Source organism: Streptococcus ratti FA-1 = DSM 20564 (genome assembly GCF_000286075.1).
GTDB classification, from domain to species: domain Bacteria; phylum Bacillota; class Bacilli; order Lactobacillales; family Streptococcaceae; genus Streptococcus; species Streptococcus ratti.
Window position 1 is genome coordinate 1,334,275 of record NZ_AJTZ01000005.1, and the last position, 15,898, is coordinate 1,350,172.

12 protein-coding genes, 1 tRNA gene and 2 pseudogenes are annotated in these 15,898 nt (G+C 41.7%); 5 read left to right on the forward strand and 10 right to left on the reverse strand.

The features are described from left to right. The first annotated feature begins 226 nt into the window (after positions 1-226). Positions 227-1,183 (forward strand): helix-turn-helix transcriptional regulator, encoded by a 957-nt coding sequence (locus tag SRA_RS08280; protein WP_003089755.1) that lies wholly within the window; start codon positions 227-229, stop codon positions 1,181-1,183. A 102-nt stretch (positions 1,184-1,285) separates the two neighbouring features. On the opposite strand, the gene SRA_RS08285 is transcribed toward SRA_RS08280, so the two are convergent. Next, positions 1,286-1,888: a nitroreductase family protein gene (locus tag SRA_RS08285; protein ID WP_003089756.1), complete on the reverse strand. Its 603-nt coding sequence runs from the start codon at positions 1,886-1,888 to the stop codon at positions 1,286-1,288. Positions 1,889-2,044: 156 nt separating this feature from the next. Here SRA_RS08285 and hslO point away from each other — a divergent pair, with 156 nt between their 5' ends. Further along, positions 2,045-2,917, forward strand: coding sequence for an Hsp33 family molecular chaperone HslO (gene hslO, locus SRA_RS08290; protein ID WP_003089759.1), 873 nt, complete (start codon positions 2,045-2,047; stop codon positions 2,915-2,917). Next, positions 2,904-3,881: a tRNA dihydrouridine synthase DusB gene (dusB, locus tag SRA_RS08295; protein ID WP_003089761.1), complete on the forward strand. Its 978-nt coding sequence runs from the start codon at positions 2,904-2,906 to the stop codon at positions 3,879-3,881. The genes hslO and dusB overlap by 14 nt, the downstream gene beginning before the upstream one ends. A 92-nt stretch (positions 3,882-3,973) precedes the next feature. On the opposite strand, the gene SRA_RS08300 is transcribed toward dusB, so the two are convergent. The 6 genes and pseudogenes from SRA_RS08300 to rpsB all read right to left on the reverse strand — a co-directional run bounded on the left by SRA_RS08300 (position 3,974) and on the right by rpsB (position 11,892). Beyond that, on the reverse strand, positions 3,974-6,427 hold the full coding sequence (locus SRA_RS08300) for a glycoside hydrolase family 68 protein (RefSeq protein ID WP_404827211.1): 2,454 nt from the start codon (positions 6,425-6,427) through the stop codon (positions 3,974-3,976). Then, positions 6,407-6,451 (reverse strand): annotated as a pseudogene (locus SRA_RS10570) (hypothetical protein); the annotation flags it as partial. The gene SRA_RS08300 and the pseudogene SRA_RS10570, both read right to left, overlap by 21 nt. A 236-nt stretch (positions 6,452-6,687) precedes the next feature. Continuing rightward, a pseudogene (locus tag SRA_RS08305) lies at positions 6,688-9,128 on the reverse strand (ATP-dependent Clp protease ATP-binding subunit). Beyond that, a complete protein-coding gene (locus tag SRA_RS08310) occupies positions 9,125-9,589 on the reverse strand; it encodes a CtsR family transcriptional regulator (protein WP_003089764.1) in 465 nt (154 codons plus the stop codon). Before SRA_RS08310 ends, SRA_RS08305 begins: the two are co-directional and overlap by 4 nt. A 362-nt stretch (positions 9,590-9,951) precedes the next feature. Beyond that, a complete protein-coding gene (gene tsf, locus SRA_RS08315) occupies positions 9,952-10,992 on the reverse strand; it encodes a translation elongation factor Ts (protein WP_003089765.1) in 1,041 nt (346 codons plus the stop codon). Between the two features lie 114 nt (positions 10,993-11,106). Then, on the reverse strand, positions 11,107-11,892 hold the full coding sequence (gene rpsB, locus SRA_RS08320) for a 30S ribosomal protein S2 (protein WP_003089767.1): 786 nt from the start codon (positions 11,890-11,892) through the stop codon (positions 11,107-11,109). Positions 11,893-12,095: 203 nt separating this feature from the next. On the opposite strand from rpsB, the gene SRA_RS08325 reads away from it, so the two are divergent. Together SRA_RS08325 and SRA_RS08330 are read left to right on the forward strand one after the other, a co-directional pair. Then, positions 12,096-12,166 (forward strand) — tRNA-Cys (locus SRA_RS08325). Between the two features lie 79 nt (positions 12,167-12,245). Beyond that, the gene (locus SRA_RS08330) at positions 12,246-13,202 is read left to right on the forward strand and encodes a S66 family peptidase (protein WP_003089768.1); all 957 of its coding nucleotides are present in this window, start codon (positions 12,246-12,248) and stop codon (positions 13,200-13,202) included. A gap of 394 nt (positions 13,203-13,596) precedes the next feature. Here the strand turns inward: SRA_RS08330 and SRA_RS08335 are convergent, their stop codons facing one another. The 3 genes from SRA_RS08335 to SRA_RS08345 are packed head-to-tail and all read right to left on the reverse strand — an operon-like array spanning position 13,597 to position 15,881. Then, positions 13,597-13,896 (reverse strand): rhodanese-like domain-containing protein, encoded by a 300-nt coding sequence (locus SRA_RS08335; RefSeq protein ID WP_003089770.1) that lies wholly within the window; start codon positions 13,894-13,896, stop codon positions 13,597-13,599. After that, positions 13,889-15,541, reverse strand: coding sequence for an FAD-dependent oxidoreductase (locus SRA_RS08340; RefSeq protein ID WP_003089771.1), 1,653 nt, complete (start codon positions 15,539-15,541; stop codon positions 13,889-13,891). The genes SRA_RS08335 and SRA_RS08340 overlap by 8 nt, the downstream gene beginning before the upstream one ends. A gap of 16 nt (positions 15,542-15,557) precedes the next feature. Beyond that, positions 15,558-15,881 carry a rhodanese-like domain-containing protein gene (locus tag SRA_RS08345; protein WP_003089773.1) on the reverse strand — a complete coding sequence of 108 codons (324 nt, stop codon included), beginning with the start codon at positions 15,879-15,881 and terminating at the stop codon, positions 15,558-15,560. Positions 15,882-15,898 lie beyond the last annotated feature (17 nt).

Genomic DNA, 15,898 nt, shown 5'->3' on the forward strand with positions numbered 1-15,898 from the left:
TATTTTTTTCACTTTCATCATAATTTTTTTTATAACAGTTGACTATAAACCTTAAGATGTAAACGTTTACAACTAAAGTTTAGCTATCTAAACCCCTTGAAATATGGTATTTAAAAAAAATAAACCCAAGGTTTAGATCTTTTTATCAGACACGTTGAAATAAAAGTTTATTTGAATGATATAATTATTATAAGTGTTAAAGAGAAAATTGAAGGAAGGTTCTTCTATGAAAACTGAACTCGTCTATATTTATAATCTATTGTTGATGATGTTTTATGCCGTTACTATGGCCTTTTCAGTCAGTTTTTTTATAAGGGAGAAAAATAAAAAAAGGAAATCACTTTATTTAGTCACTTCTCTTTATGTGCTCTTTTTTATCCTAGACAATTCTATCATTTCAATGACTGAAATCATTTCAAGTTTTGCCTCCAACTACAACAGCTCCTTTCAGGGAACTTCCTTCATTAAAACAACTATTTTTCTTGTTAACAATTTTTGTCAGCTATGGATTGTTCATTATGTAAGTAAAAGTAAGATACCTTGGTGGGAATATCTTATTTTACTGGCTGTTTTTCTCTTTATGCTCTTACCATCGCTGCCAAATACGGCTACAAAAGTATATCTGTATTACTTACCCAATCAGCTGCTGTTGTTTTATACAGGTTTCATTGCTTTTTTAAACATTAAGAACAAAAATCTAGCCACCTTAAATAAAAAATACCTCAGATGGATGGCAACATTAGCCATAATTGCCAGTCTTGCTATTTTAATTGAGGATACTTTCGTCATCTTTACTGTTGATCAATACAGTATTTTCAACACGAAAATTATGAACAGAAATGTTTCAGAAGACCTTTTTTCCATCACTGTCTGCTGGCTTTTACTCTATTATTTCTTAAAGGATTACCCTATCTTGGAAAAAAGAATTCAACATCTACAAAGCGATACTTCATCAAAAAATACCAGTCAAGCCTTTTTTGACCATTACCATCTAACCGAACGAGAACAGGAAATTTGCCAGCTCTTGCTAGAACACAAACAAAATCAAGAAATTGCTAAGGAACTCTATCTCTCAGTCGGTACAGTCAAAACACATATTCACAATATCTATATCAAGATGGCTGTCAATAAAAGAGAGCAATTCTTTTCCTTATACAAGGACTATCTGGCAGATTACTCCTAAATAAAGACTTTCATAAAAATCATAATACTTTTTAAACTTTGAATTATTAAAAAAGCGCCCCTACAAGGGCGTCTTTTCGTCTTATCTTATTTAACTTAGCAACTAATCACCAAATACTTTAAAACGATCTTGGTCTGCCATGAATTCTTTATCGCCTGCTGGTGCTTCGATAGAACCAAATGGTGCCTGAGCACGCAGTTTCCAGTTGGCTGGAATACCATATTTTTCAGCAACTTGGGCATCAACCAATGGATTATAGTGCTGAACACTCATACCAACATTGTGCTCAGTTAAAGCTAACCAAGTCGCATAAAGGGCAATACCATGAGCTTGTTCAGACCAAGGTTGGAAATTATCTGCATAAAGAGGGAAGTTTTCTTCCAAATTTTTTACAACATCCTGATCTTCAAACAAAAGGATGGTTCCAACTCCAGCAGCAAAGCTTTCTAATTTAGCTTTTGTTCCTTCAAAGGCTTCTGCTGGTGTTACTTTTTCTAACTCACTATAAGCAATCTTCTTCCAGAAATTACTGGATTCTTCACCAAACAAGATGACTGCTCGGCTAGTTTGTGAGTTAAATGCTGAAGGTGCTTGTTTGATAGCATTTTTAATCACGCCTGCAAGTTCGGCTTCTGATAAGGCAACATTTTTACCCAAGGCATAAATGCTGCGGCGCTGTTTTTGTAAATCTAAAAAGTTTGACATATTATAATAGCCTCCATTTGTATTTGTAAGACCATTATACATTTATTACTAATTAGTATCAATTAATTTGTTTGCTTTTTTTATAAAACTGCTGACAGCTTGTTTTACAGAGTTCCCATCCTGCCACTTTGCTCAATTTATGTTAAAATAAAAGGCATGGATAAACTTATTAAATCAATTTCAGCATCAGGTGCTTTCCGTGCTTATGTGCTTGACAGCACTGAAACGGTTCGGATGGCACAGGAAAAACATCAGACCCTTTCAAGCTCTACAGTCGCTCTGGGCCGCACACTTATTGCCAATCAAATTTTGGCCGCCAATCAAAAGGGTGATAGCAAAGTAACGGTCAAAGTCATCGGCGATTCTTCTTTCGGACACATCATCTCAGTAGCTGATACCAAGGGAAGTGTCAAAGGCTACATTCAAAATAAAGGAGCTGACATTAAGAAAACTGCAACAGGCGAAGTAATGGTCGGTCCCTTTATGGGAAATGGACAGTTCGTCGTCATCACAGACTATGGAACTGGCAATCCTTATACATCATCAACTCCCCTTGTCTCAGGGGAAATTGGCGAAGACTTAGCTTATTACTTGACCGAAAGTGAACAAACGCCTTCAGCAGTAGGTCTAAATGTTCTTTTGGATGATAAAGACAAGGTCAAAGTGGCTGGCGGCTTTATGCTGCAAGTTCTTCCGGGAGCTTCTGACGAGGAAATCACCCGCTATGAAAAACGCATTCAGGAAATGCCTGCCATTTCAAGTCTCTTAGAAGCGGATAATCCTATTGAAGCTCTGCTTTTAGCACTTTACGGCGAAGATGACTACAAGGTGCTCTCTGAAGAAGAAATCCGCTTTGCCTGCGACTGCTCGCGCAAGCGTTTTGAAGAAGCTCTCAAGACTCTGCCGGCGGGTGATCTTCAGGAAATGAAAGAGCACGATCACGGTGCAGAGATTGTCTGTCAATTCTGCGGAAAAACTTACCAATTTAAGGAAAATGATTTAGAGGAGATGATTCATGACCAAGCTTAACAGCTCATTTAGGATTGGCGGAGTAGAAATCCCCCATCGCACTGTCTTAGCACCAATGGCAGGTGTCACTAATTCAGCTTTCCGCACTATTGCCAAGGAATTTGGTGCTGGACTTGTCGTCATGGAAATGGTGTCAGACAAGGGCATTCAATACAACAACGAAAAAACACTGCACATGCTTCACATTGATGAAGAAGAACATCCTGTCTCTATCCAGCTTTTTGGCAGTGACGGTGACAGTCTGGCACGCGCAGCTGAATTCATCCAGACCAACACTCAAGCTGACCTTGTAGATATTAACATGGGCTGCCCGGTCAATAAAATCGTTAAGAACGAGGCAGGAGCCATGTGGCTCAAAGATCCTGAAAAGATTTATTCGGTCGTTTCAACCGTTAAATCTGTCCTTGACATTCCCCTGACAGTCAAAATGCGGACAGGCTGGTCAGAATCTTCTTTAGCTGTTGAAAACGCTCTGGCTGCCGAATCTGCTGGCGTTGCTGCTCTAGCCATGCACGGGCGCACGCGCGAACAAATGTACACTGGTAAATGCGACCATGAGACACTGGCTAAAGTAGCCAAGGCCCTCACTAAGGTTCCTTTTATCGCCAATGGTGATATTCGCTCTGTTGAAGATGCTAAGTTTATGATTGATGAGGTAGGTGCTGATGCCGTCATGGTGGGCCGTGCTGCCAGAAGCAACCCTTATATCTTTACCCAAATCAACCATTATTTTGAAACTGGGGAAATCTTAGACAATCTGCCTTTCGGCAAGATGCTGGAAATTGCCCAAGATCACCTTGAGCGTTTGGTAACACTCAAAGGCGAGAAAATCGCCGTTAGGGAATTCCGCGGTTTGGCACCGCATTATCTCCGCGGGACATCCGGTGCTGCAAAAATCCGCTCGGCAGTTTCACGAGCTGACACAATCGCAGAAGTTGAGGAAATTTTTGCTCAAATTCATTAAGAGTACTGCTGTCAAATTATTGAATATTAAAAAACAGGATAGAACTTCAACGGTTCTATCCTGTTTTTGTGTAGGAGAGAAAGAAAATGAGTTTATTTCAAACCAAGACCTGTACAGAAAGCACTAAAGATAGCCAGTAGAGCTGCAAAGAAGCCTTTTTTAGGCTTTTTATTCGATGAAGCTTGATGATGTTTTTTAGTATTTTTTGCTTGGTCGGTTGGTTTAACTGGAGTTTGATCTGCTTTCACAGAAATATTTCCGCCAGCTGAGGCATTAAAGGAAACATCAAGAGACCAGTTGGAATCACCTGACTGACTAGCAGAACCAGTGTTATCTGTTTTTACAGGTGTGATAACAAGTTTGCCATCCGCAGTAACATTAAAGGAAATGGTATAACCTGAATTGGTTGGTGTTGATGGAACTGTTGGTGCTTGGTATTGTCCTGGTGTATGAGGTTTCAAACCGTAACCGCCAATAACATTCCAATCAATATAACCATCATTTTCACCCGGAAGATAAGCTGTATCCAACGTACCGACAGTATCTGTTGTACGGCTGGACTCATCCCAAATCCAATCGCCTTGCTGAGTCATTTCTGCCAAAACTTTAGTCGTACCATCTGGCAGAACTTGAAGAAGGAAGCTAGGTGCCCAAGTTGAATTTTTACCCTTACCAGCTACTTCATTACGGTTAGTCATATAAGCTGTAATCAAGAGGGTATCAGACGAACCAGCCACTGGTACAGCATAATAAGAGTATGTTGCCGTCCGCCAGTCTGCCGGCACAGATGCTGTCAGGACAACACCACTGTTGTTTAAAGGTTTGTAGCCGTTTGTCAGTTGATCAGAGACATAGCCCAGCATGACAACATTGTCACCGACTACCTCATTGGCCTTATTCCAAGCATCATTGTTACTTCCGTGATTAAGGCGTGAAGCAGTAAAGAGATAGTATTTATCGCCTAACTTAACCACATTTGGCCGCTCCAATTCATCAGACACCATTGGTGAGCTAAGCAAAGGAGTATAGTATTCATCTACTTCTGGAGTTTTTTCATCACCTTTGAGTTTCAAAATACCGATGGCTGCATTCGACCAGCTGGCACGATTGTACATATCCTGATCTTCCAAGAATCTAAAGAGACTCTTAACGTTATAAGAAGAGCTGCCGCCATAATTGGTGAAGTTATAGATTTGATCTTCGCCTTGATAGTTTTCTGTACCTGTACTTGCTTCAAAGACCAGATAGCGATTGCCATTCTCATCTTCAATAACATGCGGGTCACGCATGGCAATATTATCTGTACCTGTAAAAGTTGAACGCCATTGTTGATAGCTTTGGTAGTGGTAGCCATCGCCGCCTTGCGGAGTTAGGTCTTTGTCGTTTTCAACAGAAAGAATTTTGACATCTTGATCATCAAAACCAAGATTTATCGTTGCTGTTGCCAGATGTTGATTATTGCTGTTTTGGTCACTCGTATCAACCTTAGTATAGAATAATTGCAGACTGTCGTCTTCATTTACAGTTGCTGAGCCTGACCATTGCTGTGTGACCCCATCAGCATTGAAGCCAAAGATTGGACCGGCATTCTTCCAATTGTCAAAGTTATTATCCCCATATTTATTGTAGAGAAGATAAATATGATTGTCATTGGTATTTGGAATACCCATCATAGCAACAACCAATTGATAGCCATTCCAATTAACCACTTCTCCAGTCTTAGCATCTTGAACTGGCCAGGAATCCCAAACATCTAAATCAGCCACTTGACCTGTTTGAGCATCGCGCGTTGTCGCTGCCTTCATATTTTTAATAGCCTTAGCATTAAAATAAGGAATGGCATAACGATCATCTTGCGCTAAAAGGGTTTGAGCAATCTTGTCAAACTCTTGATAGGTCATTTGATGTCCGGTTTGAGCATCATTAGTCAGCTTAACTTTATTAAGTGCCTCAACTTGTTTTTGCGTCAGAGTGCTCAAATCCAAACCAGCTTCTGTTGCAATCTTGTGTGCTTGTTCTGTCAGACCATACTGATCAAGGGTCTTATTGTCTTCTTCTGAAGCCGCTAATTCTTTAGTCGCCTTAGCTTGATCAGCAGTTGGCTGTTTAACCTCTGGTGAGCTGGCTGTTGCTGCTTGAACAGCTGAAGTTTTAGCTTCAGCTGAACTGACGGTCTTTTCATCAGCTTGTTTAGCAGGCATTTGATTGGACTCAGAAGCTTCTGTTGTCTGAACCGGAGCTGCTTGTGTATCAGCCTTTTCCTCTGTTTCAGGAGTCGCTGCTTTTTCATCAGTTGCAGCTGCTGGACTGACGGTTTCTGTTTTAGCAGCAGATTCATCTGTACTTACTGCTTCATTGGCAGAAGCTACTGGCTGCTGTTCTTGTGTTGATGGGACTGTTTGATTTTGTTGAGCATTTGCAGCGACTGTTTCAGAAGCTGCTTGACTTGGACTCACTTCATCTGCCTGAACAGTTGCAGTAGCAAAACTAGCTGCAGCAACTGTTGTAACAGCAGCAACTACCCAAAATTTCCCTTTTTTGTACATTTTTTTTCTAACTTTTTTTTCCATTAGTAATCCTCCCTTTCTACTTTAATATTATAGTCTCAAATCAAAATGAGTGCAGTATCATTTCAGTTAATCTTTTGAAACTTTGTTTTAAACCAAGCGCTTTTTTTATAAATTTTCTTATCTTTTATGTAACACAAGCGCTTTAATTATAATGATTAAAAAGAAGAATATTTCAATTACAGCAAAAGACTGCGGTCGATTTAGCAAACAAAAAGACCCTCTCAAAAGAGACGGTCTTAAGAAATATCAAATTTCAACTTATCTTTTTGAATACCAATTTTCAGCGTTTGTCCGCTGGCTAATTCTCCTGAAAGAAGGAGTTCTGCCAGCTTATCTTCTACTTCTGTCTGAAGTGTTCTGCGCAAAGGCCGTGCACCCATTTCAGCATCATAGCCTATCTGCGCCAAATGCTTGAGCGCTGAGCTTTGGAATTTCAGAACAATACCTTGTTCGGCCAAATGACTAACCAATGGCTGCACCATAATTTTGACAACATCACGCATATTTTCCTGGCTAAGATTATGAAAGACAACTTTCTCATCAATACGGTTGATAAATTCAGGGCGATAAGCTTTTTTTAGTTCCTCTAAAATACGACTTTCCATGGCCTTATAATCCTGAGAAAAATCCTTAGCTCCAAAACCAACTGTCTTATCATCACGAAGAGCTGTTGCTCCAAGGTTTGAAGTCATAATAATAATCGTATTTGAAAAATCAACCTTGCGGCCGCGGCTGTCGGTCAGAACCCCATCATCCAGTACTTGCAGGAGAACATTAAAAATATCCGGATGAGCCTTTTCAACCTCATCAAAGAGCAGCACAGAATAAGGTTTGTTGCGAACTTTTTCAGTCAGCTCTCCCCCTTCTTCATAGCCGACATAGCCCGGAGGGGCTCCGTTAAGGCGCGAAGCAGCAAATTTTTCCATATACTCACTCATATCAAAACGAATGAGAGCCGATTCATCATCAAAGAGGACTTCTGCCAAAGCCTTGGCCAATTCCGTCTTACCGACGCCTGTAGGCCCCAGAAACATAAAGGAGCCAATCGGTCGTTTTCCCATTCGAATACCGGACTGATTCCGGCGGATGGCACGGCTCACCGCAGAAATCGCTGTATCCTGACCGATAACACGCTTATGCAGTTTTTTTCCAGATTGAGGTACTTTTTGCTGTCTGCCTGAGTCAGTTTACTTACCGGAATCCCAGAAAGCTTGCTCAAAGTTTCCAAAATCGCATCTTCGCTGACTGAAATGCGTTTTTTAAGCAGAGGCTTTTCTTCCTTTTTCAATAAACGGCGGGCAGCAGCTATATCTTTATCAATAATGGCTTGATCCAAGTCTGTCAGAAAGGCCGGGGGCTCTTTTTTCACCAATCCCTGCACTGTCGCACTGGCCTCATCCAACAAATCAATAGCCGAATCAGGCAAATTCTTGCTGGTCAAGTAGCGGTGGGCTGCTCTGACTGCTGTTTTGACAGCAGCAGCAGAAATCGTCACATGATGATAATCTTCATAATTTTTCTTTAAGCCAAGCAAAATTTGATATGCTTCTTCTTCGCTCGGCTCTTCAATGGTTACCTTAGCAAAGCGGCGGGACAGGGCAGAATCCTTTTCAATATGCTTTTGATATTCTTCTTGGGTTGTTGCGCCAATGGTTCTGAGGGTGCCTCGCGCCAAAGCCGGTTTAAGAATATTAGCCGCATCCAAAGTGCTGTCAATTCCGCTGCCTGAGCCCATAATAGTATGCAGTTCATCAATAAAGAGGATAATGTGCCCATCTGCCTCAATATCCGCAATAATCTGATTCATACGCTCTTCAAAGTCTCCGCGAAAACGTGTTCCGGCTACAACACTCATCATATCCAGTTCCAAGACTTTCATATCGGCCAGTTCAAAAGGCACCGTGCTGTCTACAATACGCTGGGCAAGTCCGTAAGCCAGCGCTGTTTTTCCAACTCCAGCATCACCAACTAAGACAGGATTATTTTTTGTCTTGCGGCTTAAAATCTGAATCATGCGCGAGATTTCCTTTTCCCGGCCAATAACAGGCTCCAAACGTCCTTTGCGGGCCAGATCGGTCAGATCCCGTGTGAAATCTGCCAGTTCGCCTGTCATGCTGGGCGGTTTCATTAAGTCGGAGAAATTGCTGTTATTCTTGTTTTTCTTAGGCTTACGCATTTCAAAAATGGCTTTGATATCTTCTTTTGAGAAACCTGCATAGCGTTCAACAGCCTTGCGCAAGTCAAGTAGGCGGACAGACTCGCCGTCGTCCTTGATTTGAAAGCCGACTAACTCTAAAATCCGTGTTGCCAGCAAATTAGGATTGAGCAGCATGGCAAATAAGACATGTTCTGTTCCGACTTCTTTCGCATGAGTTGCCTGACTGATTGCGTAAGCTTCCGATAAGGTTCTGCTCAAAGCATTTGACTGCTCCAATAAAGTAATCTCTCCGCTTGGCTTCTTGGGACTTCTGCCAACCGCTAAGATGGCTGCTGTCTGATAATCTTCAAACTGGACATCGTTTTCAAACTCAGCAAAGCTCAGGCCGGCTACCGAACTGTCAATTTCAACCATGGCCAGAAGGACGTGCCAGCTTTCAAGATAGGAGCTTTCAAAGCGGGCAGCTTCAAACTGAGCCAGCCGGAAAACTTCCTGCATTTTCAATGAATAATCGGTCATAGATGGTATCCTTTTCTGTCTAAACGTTGTAGTATCTTGCGAAGCATGCGGGCACGGATTTTAGGACTGTCTGCACCTAGAACTTCATCTCCGGCAGCCGACAAAATAATATTTCCCTCACGCTCACTGATAATTTTTTCATCAAAGAGCAGCTGAATAATATCTGCGAAAACCTGCTCACTGATTTGCTCACCAATGTTTGCTTCCAGATTGTTAAGCATCTGATGCTGGTCTGAAAAATGAATCTTGGCAATTCGAATATAGCCGCCGCCACCGCGCTTGCTTTCAACAAGGTAGCCGCGGCTCTCAGTAAAGCGCGTCTTAATGACATAGTTGATCTGACTGGGAACAACACTGAAATTGTCCGCCAAAGCACTTCTCTTAATTTCTGCAAAACCAGACTGAGCCAGTATCTTTTTAATATATTCTTCAATACTGTCAGATGTATTTTTTGATGTCATGATATCGACTCCTTCCCAGTCACTTTGACTATAACTGACCTTATTATACCGAAAAATCATACTTTTGGAAAGCAAGAGCCTTGGAAGTGAAACGGTCTTGCTCTTTTCCTTATTTATAACCTTATGGATGACATTATTTTTCAGCTAATGCGGATGCAGTCATGTCTGACTCATTCTTTAAAAAATGATTTGCAATCGTAACAGCTGCCTCATAAATCTAGAAGCCTTCTGCAAATCGATATGTCAAACACCCTTTGAAAAACGTTTTAGCCGCTGGTGTTGTTAGAATTTATGCAGGCAAGCAAAAAGCACTTTAAGATAAACCTTGACAGCCCATCTTAAAGCGCCATTAAAATAAACTCTTAGTTGTTCAAGGCAGCCGCCATTGTTGCTGCAACTTCGTTTTCAAAGTCATTAGCAGCTCTTTCAATACCTTCACCAACTTCAAAACGGACAAAGCTAATGGCCTTCCCATTTACTGATTCAAGGTAAGCCTCAACAGTCTTGCTGTCATCCATAATGTAAACTTGGGACAGCAATGTATACTGTTGGTCAACCTTAGTATTATCAAGCATAAAGCGCGCCATTTTACCTGGAATGATTTTATCCCAAATTTTTTCTGGTTTGCCTTCAGCCTTAAGTTCAGCTTTGATGTCTTCTTCGGCTTGCGCAATAACTTCATCAGTTAACTGCAGTTTTGAACCGTATTTAAGAAGTGGAAGCGCTGGTTTGTCAACCATGGCACGGCTTTCGTTGTCTTGTTCAATCTTATGGTTCATTTGAGCCAATTCATCGTGAATGAATTCTTCACTTAATTCTTTGTAAGAAAGAACGGTTGGATTCATTGCTGCTACGTGCATCGCTACTTGTTTTGCAAGAGCTTCATCTGCACCTTCGAGCACTGTGACAACACCAATTTTACCGCCATTATGCTGGTAAGCCCCAAAGACTTGGGCATCTGCTTTTTCAACAAGGGCAAAGCGGCGGAAAGAAATTTTTTCACCGATTGTTGCTGTCGCATTGACATAAGCAGCTTCTAAAGTTTCACCTGAAGCCAAGGTTACTTTAAGTGCTTCATCATTGTTAGCAGGTTTTTGTTCAGCAATAGCTTTTGCTGTTTCATTGACCAATTCAACAAATTGAGCATTCTTTGCCACAAAGTCTGTTTCTGCATTAACTTCAACGATAGCTGCAACATTGCCATTAACATAAATACCTGTCAAACCTTCAGCAGCAACACGGTCAGCCTTTTTCGCTGCCTTAGCGATACCCTTTTCACGCAGCAACTCAACTGCTTTTTCCATATCGCCTTCAACTTCAACCAATGCCTTTTTAGCATCCATTACACCGGCACCGGTTTTTTCACGCAATTCTTTAACAAGAGCTGCAGTAATATTTGCCATGATCATTCCTCCAATTTTAAGTATAAAAGGGGAGGGCTAGGCCCCGCCCCTTAGGTTACGTTATTATGAGCAAAGACAGGTAAAAACAAAACTTTTTACCTATTCGTCTATTACTTAGTCTTCGTTTGAACCTTCAACAACTTCGACGATTTCCTCAATTGAGTCAGCCTGTGTATCATCAGCTGCAAGTTCTGCTTCAACCGCTTCAACACTGTCTTCACCTTGACGGCCTTCAATAACAGCATCAGCTAATTTAGATGTGATCAATTTAACGGCACGGATAGCGTCATCGTTTGCTGGGATGATAACATCGATGTCATCTGGATCAGCGTTGGTATCAACCATAGCAACAACCGGAATACCCAGTTTTTTAGCTTCTTTAACTGCGATTTGTTCTTTATGCGGATCAACGATGTAGATAACATCTGGAATACGAGGCATATCTTCGATTCCGCCCAAGAATTTTTCAAGACGGGCACGCTGTTTGTTAAGAAGGGCCACTTCTTTCTTAGGAAGCACTTCAAACGTTCCGTCAGCTTCCATTTGTTTGATTTCTTTCAAACGAGCGATACGTTTTTGGATAGTGTCCCAGTTGGTCAAAGTTCCGCCCAGCCAGCGATGGTTAATGTAGAATTGTCCTGCGCGTTCAGCTTCTTCTTTAATAGCTTCTGAAGCTTGTTTTTTAGTCCCTACGAACAAGATAACCGCATCGTTAGCTGCTGCATCGCGAACAAAGTCGTAAGCTTGATCAGCTAATTTAACTGTTTGCTGCAGGTCAATAACGTGAATTCCGTTGCGTTCTGTGAAGATGTACTTAGCCATCTTAGGATTCCAGCGGCGTGTTTGGTGCCCAAAGTGAACACCAGCCTCAAGAAGTTGTTTCATTGAAATAACTGCCATGAGTATTTCTCCTTTGTAATGTTTTTTTCCTCTCTCAGACTTCAGCTTGCAGCCTAACCTAAAAAGGCAACCAGACCACAATTCATCTAAGATGAGTATTATCACATTTCTGCGACTTTACTATCATAACAAAATTAAGGACAAAATGCAAGGGAATTTTACTTGACCAACAGGCAAATTTAAGGTAGAATAATTACTGTTACGGCGGTATAGCCAAGTGGTAAGGCACGGCTCTGCAAAAGCTTGATCGTCGGTTCAAATCCGTCTACCGCCTTTTAGTTTGAGAACTCCCAGCCTTCCTGGGAGTTCTTTTGTCTGTTTTATCAAACAGTTTGGGGGATACAAATCAATTTATGAGAAAATTAACTTACGGCGACCACATCAGGATTGTCAGTCCATCAAGCTCTATTGAACTTTTAGGAGGATTCAAGGCTAATTTATCTGCTAAAAGAAGTTTGGAAAAATTAGGCTTTACAGTTTCCTTTTCTAACAATTACATGGAAAATGACCTGCTTAATTCCAGTTCTATCAGCAGCCGTGTCTCTGACATTCACGATGCCTTTAGAGACAGTCATGTCCATGCTATTTTAGCTACTATCGGAGGGTTTAATGCCAACGAACTCCTGCCTTATCTGGATTATGATTTAATCAAAAAACACCCTAAAATTATCTGCGGTTATTCTGATACAACTGCTCTTTTAAATGCTATCTATGCTAAAACCGGCATGGAGACCTATATGGGACCTTCTTATTCGAGTTTTAAAATGGATGAAGGTCAGGACTACCAAAGCAGGATGTGGCTCAATGCTGTGACCAGACATTCTTACAGCCTCGTTCCCAGCAGGGGATGGTCCGATGATGCTTGGTACGACCCCAGCCAACCGCGCCACTTTAAGCCGACTGAGTGGAAAGTTTATAATGACGGCAAGGCTCAGGGAACCATCATCGGCGGAAATCTGTCTACTTTTGGACTCTTGCGCGGAACAGAATTCGCCCCCAAACCAGAAAACTATGTTCTCTTTTTAGAAGGGGCTGAGGAAGAGCATTATACAGAAGTTGCCCGCAATTTGGCTGCTCTTTTGCAAGTCTATCCGGATCCGCAGGCAGTTGTCTTTGGGCGCTTCCCTAAAGAAGCACAAATGACTGAGGATATTTTACGCTTTATTCTTGATAAGCATCCAATCCTTAAAAAAGTCCCTGTAATGTATGACCTTGATTTTGCACATACGCAGCCGCTCTTTACCTTTACCATCGGTGCTCAGGTAACTATTGATACCATCCACAGGCAGCTGTCAGTAATAACTGACTAACAGCAGCAAAATGCTTGGCTTCTGGGGCAGATGTTTAACTGCCAATAATTTTATGCACACCTGTATAGCAGCTGATTAAGAAAGACTGCTGCCCGGATCGAGCCTCAAGTCAGTCTCTGTTATGCCGTTATACTTCAATAGTTAAAAAGAGGGGGGAAGTTTGTATTGTTCCCAAAAGTTAGACAAAAACTAACTTTTGAGATGCAGTTCATTCATCCCAGCCTCTTTTTCTATGGTCAAAAACTCGCTAAAAACATGTCACCTTCTATAACAAAGCGAGCATTCAGCAATTAAAAAGACTTGTTTTCTGTGTCATACCAAAAAAACAAGTCTCATCATATTTTTTCGTCTGTCCTCTTACTAGGCAGCGGCACCTGTTTAAATGGTATCTTGTTTATTGTTCTAAGGCACCCATCCAGGCACTTGTTCCGCCGCTAATATTGGTGACATCATATCCCTTACTGTCCAGAAAGGCACAGGCCTGTGCAGAACGGGTATCCATTTGGCAGATGATATGATAAGGTTTATCTGCCGCTAATCCTTGGTAACGGCTGGCTAATTCACTCAAGGGCAGATTAACTGCACCCGGAACGCGGCCTGCCGCAAATTCATCTGCTTCACGCACATCAATTAAATTGAAAGCTTTTGCTTCTAAATCTTCTTTAATTGCTTTGATATCAACAACTTTAATCATGGCTTATTTCCTCCGGTCTAACCATATTATATAGTGAATAAGCTCCGTCTAAGTTTTGTACCTTGAAGCCATGTTGTTTTAAGATACGCTCTGCGAGATAAGAACGCAGACCGCTGTGACAGCTCACAATGTAAGCTTTCTTTTTATCTAGTTCACCTAAGCGTTCCCGCAGCTCATCAAGCGGGATAGCCAGTGCATCGGGGAAACGGCCGTCAGCAAGTTCAGAGGCTGTCCGAACATCAAGCAGAACTTTGCCTGCCGCCAATTCATCCTTTAATTCATACCATTGAACACTATTACTCGTCCCTTCAGCCAAATTACTTGCTGCATAACCAATCATGTTAACAGGATCCTTAGCAGAACCAAACGGCGGAGCGTAGGTAAATTCTAACTCTGGCAAATCAAAGACAGTCAAGCCACCCTTGATAGCTGTCGCCAAAATGTCAATACGCTTGTCAGCACCCTTTTGTCCAACAGCCTGAGCTCCATAAATGGCACCAGTTTTTGGATTGAAAATTAATTTTAGAGTAATGGAGGTCGCACCGGGATAATAAGCAGCATGGTCATTTCCAGTTGTATGAACAACGGCCACATCTTCAAAATGCTGGCGGGCGACCCGCTCACTCAGGCCCGTCGAAGCTGCTGACAAATCAAAAACACGGACAATAGCAGTTCCAATACTTCCCTTATTTTGACGCGGTAAACCAGCGATAATATCTGCCACTTGCCGGCCCTGACGATTGGCCGGACTGGCTAAGGAAATCAAGGCATCTTCTGATGTAAGCTGCTGTTTCACAACAATCGCATCCCCTACAGCGTAGATATCCGGCTGATTGGTTTGGTAGTGCTCGTCTACCAAGATGCCCCCGCGTAAGCCTAAAGCAATTCCTGCTGACTTAGCCAAGTTATTTTCAGGCTGCACACCAACAGAAAGAATGGTAAGATCAGACTGCAGTTCTGTGCCATCTTCCAGTACGATAATCTGACCTTTTTCAGAAAAAGCCTGTGCAGATTGTTTGGTATAGACGGCAACGCCTTTTTTAATCAATTCATCCTGCACATAAGCTGCCATTTCTTCATCCAACGGCGGCAGGACATGAGGCGCCTTTTCAACAATGGTCACATCTAAACCTTTTTTAGCAAGGTTTTCTGCCATTTCAAGACCGATAAAGCCAGCCCCAATAACAGTTGCCTTACGGGCAGCAAGACCGTCCAAGCCTGCCATAATTTTATCCAAATCAGGAATATTACGGAGCACAAAGACATTTTCTGCCTCATCTAGACCTGTCATCGGCGGAATAAAGGGGTTGGCACCTGGTGATAAAATCAATTTATCGTAACTTTCCTTATATTCCTGACCATCTGACACAGCAATCACTTCTTTTTTAAGCGGATCAATCGAGAGAACTTCTGTTTCAGGACGTACATCCAACTCAAAACGAGCTTTCAATTGCTCTGGTGTCTGTACCAGCAAATTGGAGCGCTCTGCTATCTCTCCTGAAACGTGAAAAGGTAAGCCGCAGTTGGCAAAAGATACATAGGGTCCCTTATCAAAAACAATAATTTCAGCATCTTCCATCAAACGACGCAAACGTGTAGCTGCTGACATACCGCCAGCTACACCGCCAATAATAACAATTTTCATGACTTTGTCCTCCAATTTATATAGTTTTTCCTTTATAGGACATCATACCACCTTTGATATTAATGGCCTCATAGCCTTTTTGGCTTAATACACTTGCTGCCCGCTTACTGCGCATCCCAGATTGACAAATAACATAAATCGGCTCAGCTTTTTTCCCTTGATAGGTATGAATATCCTGCAGCGGAAAATTGCGCGCACTTTTAATATGCCCACCCCGGTATTCATTAGCTTCCCGGACATCTAGCAAGGTAATTTTTTTCTTGGCTAAAATATCCTCTAATTCGGCAGCTGTAATGCTTTTTCCCGAAGAAGGAAACAGTTTTTTGAATAATTCAAGCATAGCTTCTCCTTTTCTTT

What these genes read in the sequence shown, in the direction of transcription:
- dusB (WP_003089761.1), top strand. Translation starts at nt 2,904, where the DNA reads ATGACCAAGCTTAACAGCTCATTTAGGATTGGCGGAGTAGAAATCCCC.
- SRA_RS08285 (WP_003089756.1), bottom strand. Translation starts at nt 1,888, where the DNA reads ATGTCAAACTTTTTAGATTTACAAAAACAGCGCCGCAGCATTTATGCC.
- SRA_RS08335 (WP_003089770.1), bottom strand. Translation starts at nt 13,896, where the DNA reads ATGATTAAAGTTGTTGATATCAAAGCAATTAAAGAAGATTTAGAAGCA.
- SRA_RS08340 (WP_003089771.1), bottom strand. Translation starts at nt 15,541, where the DNA reads ATGAAAATTGTTATTATTGGCGGTGTAGCTGGCGGTATGTCAGCAGCT.
- SRA_RS08310 (WP_003089764.1), bottom strand. Translation starts at nt 9,589, where the DNA reads ATGACATCAAAAAATACATCTGACAGTATTGAAGAATATATTAAAAAG.
- tsf (WP_003089765.1), bottom strand. Translation starts at nt 10,992, where the DNA reads ATGGCAAATATTACTGCAGCTCTTGTTAAAGAATTGCGTGAAAAAACC.
- SRA_RS08280 (WP_003089755.1), top strand. Translation starts at nt 227, where the DNA reads ATGAAAACTGAACTCGTCTATATTTATAATCTATTGTTGATGATGTTT.
- SRA_RS08300 (WP_404827211.1), bottom strand. Translation starts at nt 6,427, where the DNA reads ATGTACAAAAAAGGGAAATTTTGGGTAGTTGCTGCTGTTACAACAGTT.
- rpsB (WP_003089767.1), bottom strand. Translation starts at nt 11,892, where the DNA reads ATGGCAGTTATTTCAATGAAACAACTTCTTGAGGCTGGTGTTCACTTT.
- SRA_RS08345 (WP_003089773.1), bottom strand. Translation starts at nt 15,881, where the DNA reads ATGCTTGAATTATTCAAAAAACTGTTTCCTTCTTCGGGAAAAAGCATT.
- SRA_RS08330 (WP_003089768.1), top strand. Translation starts at nt 12,246, where the DNA reads ATGAGAAAATTAACTTACGGCGACCACATCAGGATTGTCAGTCCATCA.
- hslO (WP_003089759.1), top strand. Translation starts at nt 2,045, where the DNA reads ATGGATAAACTTATTAAATCAATTTCAGCATCAGGTGCTTTCCGTGCT.